The organism is Streptomyces pluripotens (assembly GCF_000802245.2).
Lineage (GTDB): Bacteria > Actinomycetota > Actinomycetes > Streptomycetales > Streptomycetaceae > Streptomyces > Streptomyces pluripotens.
Map to the genome: position 1 here is coordinate 5,826,654 of NZ_CP021080.1, position 12,375 is coordinate 5,839,028.

Consider the following 12,375-nt stretch of genomic DNA (forward strand, 5'->3'; position numbering starts at 1 on the left):
CGGTGCTGCCGGCCGGGACGGGCCGCTCCTGTCAGAGGGTGCGTCAGTTCTTGGGCATCAGCACGGTGTCGACGAGGTAGACGGTGGCGTTGGCGGTCTTCACGTTGCCGCACACGACCTTGGCCGAGTTGTTGACGCTGTAGTCGGTGCCCGAACCGGAGGTGGAGAGCTCGCCCTTCTCCAACGTCTCGTAGGAGCCGTTCTCCAGGTCCTTCGGGGTGAGCTTCTTGCCTACGACGTGGTAGGTGAGGATCTTCGTCAGCTGTGCCTTGTCATGGAGCACCTTGTCCAGCGTGGCCTTCGGGATCTTGGCGAAGGCGTCGTTGGTGGGCGCGAAGACGGTGATGTTCCGGGCGTTGTTCAGGGTGTCGACGAGGCCGGCCTTCGTGACCGCAGCGACCAGGGTGGACAGCACCGGGTTATGGGAAGCGGCCGTCGCCACCGGGTCCTGAGCCATCCCGTCGAACGAGCCCGCGCCGTTCTCGGGCACCGCGGAACAGGCGGGACCGAACGGTTGGCTCTCCATGGCGGCCTCGGATGCGCTCGCCATGCCGTCGCTGCCCGGGCTGTCATCGGACGCCGCGGCGGACGAGTCGGAGCCGGCGGCGGTGCTGTCGCCGCCGGAGCAGGCGGTCAGCGCCAGCGGCAGGACGGCCGCGGCGGCAACGGCGGCGGCGGTGCGGCGGAAACGGAATGAACGTACGGTCATGATTCCTCCTGTTGACATGCGCCGACGGCGGGTGCCGACGGCGGTGCGGCGGGGGCGGAGCGGCGGCGGCCGGGGTGAGGGGGCGCGGGCGGCGATGGGCCGGGGCGCCCGGTCACACGACGGTGACCACCACCGAGTGCCACCCGTCGGCGCCGTCCGGGATGGTCCGGGTGCGCCGCGGGGTCTGGGCCACGCCGGTGCGGTCGGTGGCGCGGACGGTGAGGGTGTGGGTGCCGGGGGCGGCCTGCCAGGGCAGGGACCACTGCCGCCAGGTGTCGGCGGTGTCCTCGGTGGCGAGCCGGGCGGCGCGCCAGGGGCCGTCGTCGACGCGGACTTCGACCTTGTCGATGCCACGGTGCTGGGCCCAGGCGACGCCGGCGACCAGGACGCCTCCGGCCCTGGGACGGGCGAACGGCCTGGGGGTGTCGATGCGGGACTGCGTCTTGACCGGCGCCGTGCGGGCCCAGCCACGCCTGACCCAGTAGGTGTCGTAGGCATCGAACGTGGTCAGCTCGATGTCCTGGATCCACTTGCATCCGGAGACGAAGCCGTACAGCCCGGGCACGACCATCCGCACCGGGAAGCCGTGCGCGAAAGGCAGCGGTTCGCCGTTCATGCCGAGGGCCAGCAGGGCGTCTCGGCCGTCCATGACGACCTCGACCGGGGTGCCGAGTGTCATGCCGTCGACGGAGCGGGCGACGAGCTGGTCGGCGGGACCGCCGTGGGAAGGCGGGCGCACCCCGCACTCGGCCAGCAGGTCGGCCAGGCGGACCCCGATCCATCGCGCGTTACCGACGTACGGGCCGCCGACCTGGTTGGAGACGCAGGTCAGCGTGATGCGCCGTTCGATCAGTTCTCTGCCCAGCAGGTCCTCGAAGGTGAAGGTCCGCTCCCGGGCGACACCCTTGCCGTGGATGCGCAGCCGCCAGGCCGTGGCATCGACCTTCGGCACCACCAGGGCGGTGTCCACCCGGTAGAAGTCCCGGTTCGGGGTGATGAAGGGGCTGATGCCGGGGACTTCCATTCCGGCGCCCCCAGGCAGGGGTGGTGCGGACGAGGCGGCGGCAGGCAGGACGACCCCGAGCCGGGAGGCGTCGGCGCCGCTGCCGCGGTCCCCGTTCAGGGACCGGCCAGCCAGCCCGGCACCTGTCGAGGCAGCGGCCGCGGCCAGCGCCGCGGTGACGAAACCGCGCCGGTCCCAGCCGGGTTCCCGCGTCCCGTCGGCCGGGGGAAGGCCGTTCGTGAACGGCAGGGAGTCCTTGTTCGGCCGGGAACCCGGCGCGGTGTTCTGCACGGATGCGGTGTCGCCGGTCGTTCGGGCCCGCAGCCGTCCCGCCAGGTCGTACAGCAGCGCGGCTCCTGCGCAGGCACCGACCAGCGAGGGCAGGGCGTCAGCGAACCCGGTCGCGTCCGGTCGGCTCAGCGCGGCCCAGACGCCCACGGCGCCCGAAACCGCCATCCCCGTGGAACCCGCTGTGCGGCTGTGCAGGGCTAGGAGGCCCAGGGCGACCGCGATGACGCCGAGCACGGCGACGATGCCCAGTTGCAGTGCGAGTTTGTCGTTGGTGCCGAACTCGCGGATCGCCCAGTCCTTCACCGGTGCGGGTGCGCGGTCGATGGCCGCCGAACCGACCGCGAGGACGGGCGATGCCTGCGGCCGGACGGCCGCGGAGACCAGCTCCGCGACGGCCAGGGCGGCGTACCCGGCGAGCAGACCGCCGAGTGCGGCCGGCAGACGGCCCCCGGCATGGGCGGAGTTGCGCTTCTTCGTCCTCACGCCGGTAATCCGGACCCGGCCCGGTGGCGGATTGGCCGTTCACCACATCGGGTTCATCCGGCTCCTGCCACCCATCCGCGAGGTCCCCGGCTACGGGGAACCGGACCTCTGCACCGTTCTCCCGACCGTGCCGTTCCTTCCCCGCGTACGTCCGGGCACGGGGCTCAGGTGGCGAACCGCATCGCCGCGATCGGCGACGACGTCGGCTGTCGGGAGCCGCCCGCCGGCTCCACCGTGACGCCGATGCCACGTGCTCCGTCCACGGCACCCCGCATGAGGACCGCCTCGGTGGACCGGCCGGGGTCCATCACACCCGCCGGGCGCATGGTCCCCTGGTCGTCGAACCACAACTGGTAGACCTTGCCCGGCGGCGGCTCGGACATCCCGGATGCCACGAACACCGCCCGGCCGCGGCCGCGCGAGACCACGACCGTGGCCGTGGCCCCACCCCCAAGGCGGACTGTGGTGGTGCGGGCGTCTGACGCGGCCAGCACGGCTGCGATGGCGTCCCAGCGCCGCTCGGCCCGCTCGGCCCGTTCGGCTGCCCGGTCGGCCCGCTGGTACTGCCACACCGCGGTGCCGCCGAGCCCGGCCGCCGCGGCCAGGCAGGCGGCCAGAGCCCAGCGGGTCAGCCGCGCCACGCGTCGCCGGGCGACGGGCTGGTGCACACCGGTGCGGCGCGGTGGCTCCTGCCGCACCGACTCGATGCGCCGCAGCACCTCGGCGCGCAGCGCGCCGCGCGGGCCTGCGGCGGCGGCGAGGCCGAGGCGGGCGGCGGTCGCCGAAAATTCACGGACCTCCGTGGCACACGCCTCGCAGGACCGCATGTGCCGTTCGAAGGCGCCCCGCTCGTCGGCACCCAGCGCGTGCAGTGCGTAGGCGCCGGTCAAGGTGTGCAGGTCGGCGGCGGTCATGCGGTCACCCCCAGGCAGTCGCGCAGCCGGATCAGCCCGTCGCGCAGCCGCGTCTTGACCGTACCCAGTGGCAGAGCCAGCAGTTCGGCCACCTCGCGGTAGGTCAGCCCGCGGTAATAGGCCAGGGACACCGACTGCCGCTGCAACTCGGTCAGCGTGCGCAGGCACCGGCGCACCTGCTCACGCTCCAGCCTGGTCTCGACCTCCTCGGTGACCTCGTCGTAGGCAGGCAGCTGGTCGAGCAGCGCCGCCTTCTCCTCACGGGCCGCCGACGCCTCCACCGAGCGGACCCGGTCCACGGCGCGCCGGTGGGCGAGGGTGAGAATCCAGTTGATCGCCGTTCCCCGGTCGGACCGGTAGTTGGCGGCCGTGCGCCACACCTCCACCAGTACCTCCTGCGTCACCTCCTCCGACTGAGCCTGATCCTTCAGCACCGCACGCACCACGCCGAAGACGGGTGCGGCGACCACGTCGTATACGGCCGCGAATGCCTGCCGGTCGCCCTGGGCGACAGCGCCGACCAACTCCTGCACATCGGGCCCCGCGGAGGGGTTCCTGCCGATGTGGACGACTTCTTTCATCGAGCTTCCTTCGTATGGCTGGCCGCTGTGGGGGCCAGTGCGGTGGAGCGAGCGGACTGCAGGGGTAATCCGGGGCTGTTGCGGCGGTGGATTGGCCGTACGGCGTTCTCCTCCACCGGGACGGGGCGGCTGGGCGCCGGTGGACCGCGTCACACGTGAACCACCACTACTGCCGTCCCGACGCTGACGGATGCACGCGGCGTGCGCCGGCCGGCGGCAGCCGGCACTGACGCAGGGGCGGTTGGGCTCGGCGCCGACGATGTAACGTGCCGGACGCTGCGACCCGGGCACGGACCGGCCGCTGGGGGCTGCGTGACCTGGGGCGTAACCGGGTACCCTCCAGGCGCTGGTCCCACCCGCTGGGGGCCGGATGGCCCTGGTGCGGTGAGCGGTGCCGGCGTGAACTTGCATGGCGCGGTTCCGGCTCGATCCCGGAGCCGGAGGGGTGGCCGCCGGGCTGGACGAGGACCGGGTCGGGCCGACGGTCAGCAACGAGTTCACACGGAGGCATCAGACATGCAGAGGCGGCGCGAGACGGGGCTGGGTGTCCCGGCGCTGGTGTCGATCGGGATCGGCGGGATGGTCGGCGGCGGCATCTTCTCGGTGCTCGGCCTGACCGTGCAGGTGGCCGGGGCGGGCGCCTACATATCGTTCCTCGTCGGTGGCACGGTCGCGGCCCTGACCGGAGTCTCCTACGCCGTGCTGTCGGTGCGGATCCGTAGCCGTGGAGGCACGGCCGCGTTCCTCGACCGGGCCTTCGGCCCCCGGTTGGCCGGGCCGCTCAACCTGCTGTTGTGGCTGAGCTACTTCGTGATGCTCGGGTTGTACGCAATCGCCTTCGGGGCGTACTTGGCCGCGCTGCTGGGCCTGTCCGCCGACTGGCGGCGCGTGCTGGCCAGCGCGGTCGTGGTCTGTTTCACCGCGCTCAACCTCGCCGGGGCCAAGGTGGTGGGACGGGCCGAGGAACTGCTGGTCTACTTCAAACTGGTCGTCCTGATGCTCTTCTGCATCGGCGGCCTGGCCTTCGTCGACACCTCCCGGGTCGCACCGTCGGCGTACCCCCACGGCGGCGCCATCGTCTACGCAGGCTGCCTGATCTTCCTCGCCTACGAGGGGTTCGAACTGATCGCGAACGCTGCCGAGGACGCCGCCCAGCCCGAACGCTCCCTGCCCCGGGCCTACCTGATCTCCATTGGTACCGTCATCGCCCTCTACGTCCTGGTGGCCTTCGTCGCCGTCGGCAACCTGACCGGGCAGCAGATCGCCCAGAACCGCGATTACGCCCTGGCGGTCGCCGCCCGGCCGCTGCTGGGTCAGGCGGGCTTCACGCTCATCGCCATCGCCGCCGTCGTGTCCACGGCGAGCGCCATCAACGCCACTCTCTACGGCACCGCCAAGTTCACCTATCTGATGGCCCGTCACGGCGAGCTTCCCGAGCACTTGGCCGAGCCGGTGTGGAACCGTCCCATCGGCGGGCTGCTGGCCACCGCGGGGGGAACCCTCCTCATCGTCAACCTGGTCGACATCGAGGGCATCAGCCTCATGGGGTCGGCCGGCTTCCTCCTGGTTTTCGCCGCCGTCAACCTCGCCGCCGCTCGGCTCGCGGATGCCGGCACCGGCACGCGGGCGGCTGCGGCCATCGGTGTGGCGGCGTGCGTGATCTGCCTCGTCGCGCTGATCGTCTACGCGGCGACCAACATCCCACGGCAACTCATGGTGCTCGGTGCGATGCTCGTGCTGGCGGTGCTGGGTGAAATCGTGATCCAGGCGCGCGGTCGGAAACTGCCGGAAGGTGCCAGGGCGGCGTCGCCCGGAGCCTGACCTCAGCGCCACGACCGCCGCCGTACCTCCACACGTCCGTACGAGGTGTGGTCATCGACACGGGCCCGTGCACCGCCACCGCCGCAGACCAGCGGAGTGGGCCGGTGGGCGGGACGGACAGCGCGAACGGGCCCGTCCGTCCTCCCCGACACCCCGGAGCACGTCGTGGCGCGGCGCGCCGGTCCGGCCGACTCAGTGACCGGCCTGGGGAGCCGTACACCCTTCGAATGCCGCAAGGATGCGTTCCGCCGCCCGTGTCGCCGTCAGCCGGCCCTCCCTGACCTGCCGTTCGAGGTCCGGTGCGGCCTCACGCACCGCCGGGTCGGCGTGCAGGCGGCCGAGCAGTTCGTCACGGACCATCGCCCAGGTCCAGCCGACCTGCTGCTCCCGTCGTTTGGCGGCGAGCCGTCCGGTGGATTCGAGCAGCCTGCGGTGCTGTTCCAGGCGTTCCCACACCGTGTCCAGGCCGGTCGACTCCCGGGCGCTGCAGTGCAGTACCGGGGGAGTCCAGAACGCGTCCTTGCCGTGCATCAGCCGCAGCGCGCCCGCCAGCTCCCGGGCCGCCGCCCGCGCGTCGCGCTCGTGCGGACCGTCCGCCTTGTTGACGGCGATCACATCGGCCAGCTCCAGGACGCCCTTCTTGATGCCCTGCAGCTGGTCGCCGGTGCGGGCCAGGGTCAGCAACAGGAAGGAGTCGACCATGTCGGCGACCGCGGTCTCCGACTGGCCCACGCCGACGGTCTCCACGAGGATCACGTCGTAGCCCGCCGCCTCCATGACCACCATTGACTCCCGGGTGGCTTTCGCGACTCCGCCCAGCGTGCCCGCGCTGGGGGAGGGCCGGACGAAGGCGTGCGGGTCCACCGCGAGGCGCTCCATCCGGGTCTTGTCGCCCAGGATGGAGCCGCCGGTGCGAGTGGAGGAGGGGTCGACGGCGAGGACTGCCACCCGGTGTCCCAGCGAGGTCAAGAGCGTGCCGAACGCGTCGATGAACGTCGACTTGCCCACGCCCGGCACCCCGCTCACACCGATCCGCCGTGACCGGCCGCTGTGCGGCAGCAGCTCGGTGAGCAACTGCTGTGCCAGCGCCCGGTGCTGAGGCCGGGTGGACTCGACGAGCGTGACGGCGCGGGCCACCAGGGCCCGCCTGCCGTCGAGCACACCCTTGACATACGTGTCGAGATCGATCGCTGCCATCGGCCCTACAGGGCGTGGCCGAGGTCGGCCGACAATCGCTGCACCAGGTCGTACGCCGCGTCCGGGATCACCGTGCCGGGCGGGAACACGGCCGCGGCGCCCATCTCCAACAGGGTCGGTACGTCCTGCGGGGGGATGACCCCGCCGACCACGATCATGATGTCCTCGCGCCCCTCCTCGGCGAGTTTCTCGCGCAGCGCCGGGACAAGCGTGAGGTGACCGGCGGCCAGCGAGGAAACCCCGACGATGTGCACGTCCGCCTCGACCGCCTGCCGGGCGACCTCGCCCGGCGTCTGGAACAGCGGGCCGACGTCGACATCGAAGCCGAGGTCGGCGAAGGCCGTTGCGATCACCTTCTGGCCGCGGTCGTGGCCGTCCTGGCCCATCTTGGCTACCAGGATGCGCGGCCGCCTCCCCTCGGCCTCGGCGAAGGCGTCCACCAGGGCACGGGTTCGGTCCACGGACGGGGACCGGCCTGCTTCATTGCGGTACACACCGGAGATCGTACGGATCTGGCTCGCGTGCCGGCCGTAGACCTTCTCCAGGGCGTCGGAGATCTCGCCCACGGTCGCCTTCGCCCGGGCCGCGCGCACTGCCAGTTCCAGCAGGTTGTCGCTACCGTCGGCGGCCCGGGTGAGCGCGTCCAGGGCATCCCGGCAGGCCTGCTCGTCCCGCTCCGCGCGCAGTCGCCGCAGCTTCTCGATCTGCTGGGCGCGCACGGCCGAGTTGTCGACCTTGAGGACCTCGATCTGCTCGTCGCCGTCACCGCTTCCGGGCTGGTACTTGTTGACGCCGATCACCGGCTGCCGCCCGGAGTCGATGCGGGCCTGCGTGCGGGCCGCCGCCTCCTCCACGCGCAGCTTGGGGATGCCGGCGTCGATGGCCTGCGCCATGCCGCCCGCCTGCTCGACCTCCTGGATGTGTGCCCAGGCCCTGCGGGCGAGGTCGTAGGTCAACCGTTCCACGTAGGCGCTGCCGCCCCACGGGTCGATGACCCGGGTGGTGCCCGACTCCTGCTGGATGAGCAACTGGGTGTTCCGGGCGATCCGTGCCGAGAAGTCGGTCGGCAGGGCGAGGGCCTCGTCGAGGGCGTTGGTGTGCAGCGACTGTGTGTGGCCCTGGGTCGCCGCCATCGCCTCCACACAGGTACGGGTGACATTGTTGAAGACGTCCTGCGCGGTCAGTGACCAGCCCGAGGTCTGCGAATGGGTGCGCAGCGACAGCGACTTGGCGTTCTTCGGCTCGAACTGCGAGACGAGCTTGGCCCACAGCAGCCGCGCGGCCCGCAACTTGGCGATCTCCATGAAGAAATTCATGCCGATCGCCCAGAAGAAGGAGAGCCGGGGTGCGAACGCGTCCACGTCCAGGCCCGCGGCGCGCCCGGCGCGGATGTACTCCACACCGTCGGCGAGCGTGTACGCCAGCTCCAGATCGGCCGTCGCGCCGGCTTCCTGGATGTGGTACCCGGAGATGGAGATGGAGTTGTAGCGCGGCATCCGCTGCGAGGTGTACGAGAAGATGTCGGAGATGATCCGCATCGACGGCTTCGGCGGATAGATATAGGTGTTGCGGACCATGAACTCCTTGAGAATGTCGTTCTGGATGGTCCCGGCCAGCTTCTCGGGCGGCACGCCCTGTTCCTCCGCCGCCACGATGTACAGCGCCAGCACCGGCAGCACCGCGCCGTTCATCGTCATCGACACCGTCATCCGGTCCAGCGGGATCCCGTCGAACAGCTGCCGCATGTCGTAGATCGAGTCGATCGCCACGCCCGCCATGCCGACGTCACCGGTCACCCGCGGGTGGTCGCTGTCGTAACCCCGGTGCGTGGGCAGGTCGAAGGCGACCGACAAGCCCTTCTGGCCCGCTGCCAGGTTGCGCCGGTAGAAGGCGTTGGACTCCTCTGCGGTGGAGAAGCCCGCGTACTGGCGGATCGTCCAGGGCTGGTTGACGTACATCGTCGGGTACGGGCCGCGCAGATACGGCGCGATGCCCGGGTAGGTGTCGAGGAAGTCCAGGCCTTCCAGGTCACGACCGGTGTACAGCGGCTTGACCCCGATGCCCTCCGGGGTCTCCCACAGGGGCTGCGCGCCCCCGGCTGCCCGCTCGACGGCCTTGCACCACTCCTCGACATCGCCGTCGGCGACCGGGGCCCCCAGCTCGATGCCGGAGAAGTCGGGGATTCCCATCAGGACACTCCCATGCGGTCGAGGGTCGCGGACAGCACGGCGACGGCGTCGCAGCCCGCGAAGACGTACGAGTCGACGCCCGGGTGGTCAGCCGGCCGGCCGGCGAGGAAGACGTGCCTGGCACCGGCCGAGCGCAGTGACTCGGCCGTCTGCGCCGCCTGTTCGGCGTAGAGCGCGTCGCTGGAGCACAGCACGACCTCGGTGGCCCCGCTGTCCTCGAAGCGGCCCTCGGTGACCGGCTCGATGCCGCCCGCCTGGAACAGGTTGGCGGCGAAGGCCGAGCGGGCAGTGTGTTCGGCGGGCGAGCCAAGGGTTGCGAGGAAGACCCGGGGACGTGAGCCGGTCCGTGCGAGGTGGGCGTCGGAGCGGGCGCGCAGTTCTTCGTAGGCTTCGTCGCGGCGCACCCGCGGTAGACCACCGGCAGGCGGCTCGGGCGCGGGCTCGCGCTCCACCGGCTTCTCTGACAGCAGGGGGAACTCGCTGACGCCGGTGATGGGTTCGCGCCGCTTGGCGAGCTTTTTGGAGCGCTCTGCCCAGGTCGTCGCCAGGTCCGTGCGTAGACGGCCGGAGCGCAGAACTGCGGCCTGGCCGCCGTCGCGTTCGATGGTGCGGAAGAACCGCCAGGCGGCCTGCGCCAGTTCGTCCGTCAGCCGCTCGACGTACCAGGAGCCGCCCGCCGGGTCGACGACCCGCGCCAGGTGGGACTCCTCGATGAGGATCGTGGAGGTGTTGCGGGCGATCCGGCGGGCGAACGCGTCCGGCAGGCCCAGCGAATGGTCGAACGGCAGTACGGTCACGGCGTCGGCGCCGCCGACCCCGGCGGCGAGTGTCGCGATGGTGGTGCGGAGCATGTTCACCCACGGGTCGCGGCGGGTCATCATCACTGGTGAGGTCACCACGTGCTGCACCTGGGCGCCCGCGCCCGATGCCCCGGACACCTCGGTCACCCGGGCCCACAGCCGTCGCGCCGCGCGCAGCTTGGCGACGGTCAGGAACTGGTCGGCGGTGGCGGCGTAGCGGAACTCCAGTTGGGACGCGGCCTGTTCGACGCTCAGCCCCACCTCGGTGAGTTCCCGGAGATAGGCCACCCCAGTGGCGAGCGAGACGCCCAACTCCTGTGCGGCCGAGCCGCCTGCCTCGTGGTACGGCAACGCGTCCACGGTCAGCGCGCGAAGTCCCGGGTACGTCCCGGCGCAACGTGCGGCCAGGGCGGCGAAGGGCGCGCATCCCAGTGGTGTGCCGGTGCGGGCCTCGTACCCGAGCGGATCGGCACCCAGGTTGCCGCGCGCGGCCTTCGGGTCGACGCCCCTGTCCGCGTACAGGCCCAGCAGGGCCTCGGCGGCTACCTCGGTGTCGCGCCCCGCGTCCAGGACGACCGGCGCCAGGTCGAGGTAGACGCCGTCAAGAGCCCGGTGGAGCTGGCTGACCGGGATACCGCCCTCGCCCAGGACCAGCCAGAGGGAGCCGACGCCGCTCTCCAGGTCGGTCAGTACCGCGTCCGCGGAGCTGCCGGTGATCGCTGCGTGTCGCTGCCGTACGTCCCAGCCGCCCGCGGTGTTGCCCTCGGGGCGGTTGCCCCGTACAAACGGGGCGAAGCCCGGCAGGCCGGGGTCAGGCGCGGTATCGCGCGCCGTGTACAGGGGACGGGTGCGCAGCCCGTCCTCCAGCATCGTGGACAGGGCGTCCTCAGCTGCCGCGCCCGAGACTTCCTTGCCCGACTTGCGCAGCACACCCTCGACCAGGCGTTGCCACTGCTCGTGTGTCGCGTCAGGGAACTCGGCGGCCAGTGAGAGCCCGTCGTCAGGCAGGACCGTCATGGCTCGGATGCTAGGGCAGCATGCTCAGGTGAGAGCACCGTGGAGGCTGTGAGGTTTCCCTCCTTTCGGCTGTGACCTGTGCCTCTCATCTGCCGCAGGGCTGGCGCAAGGCTGCCGGAATGCCCGTCCTCCGGGCCCGGAGGGGCCACATGTTCATGGCCGTGGTGGCCGGCGTCCTGCAGGCCCGCGAGGGCTTGCCGCACGGTTCCGGTGCAGGGCTGATGCCTCCCGCGTGAGGTCGTGTGTCCTGCCGGTGAGGGCGGTCGCCCTTCGGTCCGGCAGGCGGACCGACCTGTTCGGGCGGAGGGGAGCCGGCGGACCACGTCTCGGGTGACGGGGCCGGCGGCCCGCGTCCCCCGCAGCCCGGCCACGGGCCGTCCGACCGACGGCAGGGAACCCGGAACTCGGCTTCGGAGGTGTCCAGGGTCTGCGACTGGTCGTGGCTGCTACGTCGTGACGCCGGGGCGACGGACACCGCCAGCTGTGTCCGTCGCCCGGACGGCACCTGTCGTTCTTCCGCCAAGTGCACGCCGCCGGACGTTAGCGGCGGGTGGCGAGCCGAGTGCGACGGTCGGCGAAGAGTCCGGTGCGAGAGCGACAAGAACCAGGCGCATTCGGGCATCTCCCCCTGATTCATACCGGGTCCGGGACCGAAGGGCCCGTCGCGCACCGTGTCGTTGTTGGGCTGAACGGGTGACTTGGCGTAAGAATTGGCTGGTGCAGGCATTGAGCGTGAGTCAGGTCGGGGGGAGCCGGTGAGCCGTTACGACGTCACCGATGAACAGTGGGAAGGGCTCGCCCAGGTCGTGCCGCTGCGGGGCCGGGACGCCTGGCCGTCCGCTGTCGACCACCGCTCGCTACCCGACGCGGAGACAGAGACCCGGCGCCGGTTCGTGGTCCTGCGGGTCAACGTCTTCGCGGACGCGCGGGACGTCGCCGAGACGGTGATGGCTGGGGCTCCCGTGCTGCTCGACCTCTCCGGCGCCGAGGGGGAGGTCGCCAAGCGTGTCCTCGACTTCAGCACGGGTGTCGTCTTCGGTCTGGGCAGCGGAATGCATCGCGTCGACCGCAACGTGTTCCTCCTCACCCCGCCGGGCACTGAGGTCAGCGGCTTGATGGAGGGCGCTGGGCTCTCCGGCGGTTGAGTCAGTCGACTCCCGCACCCGATGTGCTGCCGGGCGCGGTCTTGGGCGCGGGAGCCGGAGTCCGGTATGGGTGGCTCGCGTGTTCAACTGCCGTCAGTCCGCCCCGAGGCGCAGCCCGCCGGTATCCGGGCTGCGGGCGTCGGCGTCGGCGTGGACGTGCGCGCTGATGCGCGGCACGAGGGGTCCGCTGCGCGGTGGGGCGGCCAACCGGTGCGTCAGCGGGGG

Annotated in this window: 9 protein-coding genes; 2 read left to right on the forward strand and 7 right to left on the reverse strand. The window is 71.5% G+C overall.

Annotation, left to right across the window (positions count from 1 at the left end):
* Positions 1–43 precede the first annotated feature (43 nt).
* The 4 genes from LK06_RS25960 to LK06_RS25975 all read right to left on the reverse strand — a co-directional run bounded on the left by LK06_RS25960 (position 44) and on the right by LK06_RS25975 (position 3,981).
* Complete coding sequence (locus tag LK06_RS25960; RefSeq protein WP_039656749.1) at positions 44–709, reverse strand: fasciclin domain-containing protein; 666 nt, start codon at positions 707–709, stop codon at positions 44–46.
* A 112-nt stretch (positions 710–821) separates the two neighbouring features.
* A complete protein-coding gene (locus LK06_RS25965; RefSeq protein WP_052318849.1) occupies positions 822–2,486 on the reverse strand; it encodes a molybdopterin-dependent oxidoreductase in 1,665 nt (554 codons plus the stop codon).
* Positions 2,487–2,650: 164 nt separating this feature from the next.
* On the reverse strand, positions 2,651–3,400 hold the full coding sequence (locus LK06_RS25970) for an anti-sigma factor (protein WP_039656748.1): 750 nt from the start codon (positions 3,398–3,400) through the stop codon (positions 2,651–2,653).
* Entirely contained in the window at positions 3,397–3,981 is a 585-nt protein-coding gene (locus LK06_RS25975; RefSeq protein ID WP_039656746.1) for a sigma-70 family RNA polymerase sigma factor, read from the reverse strand. Before LK06_RS25975 ends, LK06_RS25970 begins: the two co-directional genes overlap by 4 nt.
* A 516-nt stretch (positions 3,982–4,497) precedes the next feature.
* Here LK06_RS25975 and LK06_RS25980 point away from each other — a divergent pair.
* Positions 4,498–5,802, forward strand: a complete 1,305-nt coding sequence (locus LK06_RS25980) for an APC family permease (RefSeq protein WP_078858731.1) — start codon at positions 4,498–4,500, stop codon at positions 5,800–5,802.
* 192 nt (positions 5,803–5,994) lie between these two features.
* On the opposite strand, the gene meaB is transcribed toward LK06_RS25980, so the two are convergent.
* The 3 genes from meaB to LK06_RS25995 are packed head-to-tail and all read right to left on the reverse strand — an operon-like array spanning position 5,995 to position 11,005.
* Positions 5,995–6,999, reverse strand: coding sequence for a methylmalonyl Co-A mutase-associated GTPase MeaB (gene meaB, locus LK06_RS25985; protein ID WP_039656745.1), 1,005 nt, complete (start codon positions 6,997–6,999; stop codon positions 5,995–5,997).
* 5 nt (positions 7,000–7,004) lie between these two features.
* Positions 7,005–9,188: a methylmalonyl-CoA mutase gene (scpA, locus tag LK06_RS25990; protein ID WP_039656743.1), complete on the reverse strand. Its 2,184-nt coding sequence runs from the start codon at positions 9,186–9,188 to the stop codon at positions 7,005–7,007.
* Positions 9,188–11,005, reverse strand: coding sequence for a methylmalonyl-CoA mutase family protein (locus LK06_RS25995; protein WP_039656742.1), 1,818 nt, complete (start codon positions 11,003–11,005; stop codon positions 9,188–9,190). Before LK06_RS25995 ends, scpA begins: the two co-directional genes overlap by 1 nt.
* A gap of 755 nt (positions 11,006–11,760) precedes the next feature.
* On the opposite strand from LK06_RS25995, the gene LK06_RS26000 reads away from it, so the two are divergent.
* Positions 11,761–12,150 (forward strand): cell division protein SepF, encoded by a 390-nt coding sequence (locus tag LK06_RS26000; RefSeq protein ID WP_039656740.1) that lies wholly within the window; start codon positions 11,761–11,763, stop codon positions 12,148–12,150.
* Positions 12,151–12,375: the final 225 nt, after the last annotated feature.

Coding starts and splice junctions, on each gene's coding strand:
- LK06_RS25960 (WP_039656749.1), bottom strand. CDS start 709: ATGACCGTACGTTCATTCCGTTTCCGCCGCACCGCCGCCGCCGTTGCC.
- LK06_RS25970 (WP_039656748.1), bottom strand. CDS start 3,400: ATGACCGCCGCCGACCTGCACACCTTGACCGGCGCCTACGCACTGCAC.
- LK06_RS25975 (WP_039656746.1), bottom strand. CDS start 3,981: ATGAAAGAAGTCGTCCACATCGGCAGGAACCCCTCCGCGGGGCCCGAT.
- LK06_RS25980 (WP_078858731.1), top strand. CDS start 4,498: ATGCAGAGGCGGCGCGAGACGGGGCTGGGTGTCCCGGCGCTGGTGTCG.
- meaB (WP_039656745.1), bottom strand. CDS start 6,999: ATGGCAGCGATCGATCTCGACACGTATGTCAAGGGTGTGCTCGACGGC.
- scpA (WP_039656743.1), bottom strand. CDS start 9,188: ATGGGAATCCCCGACTTCTCCGGCATCGAGCTGGGGGCCCCGGTCGCC.
- LK06_RS25995 (WP_039656742.1), bottom strand. CDS start 11,005: ATGACGGTCCTGCCTGACGACGGGCTCTCACTGGCCGCCGAGTTCCCT.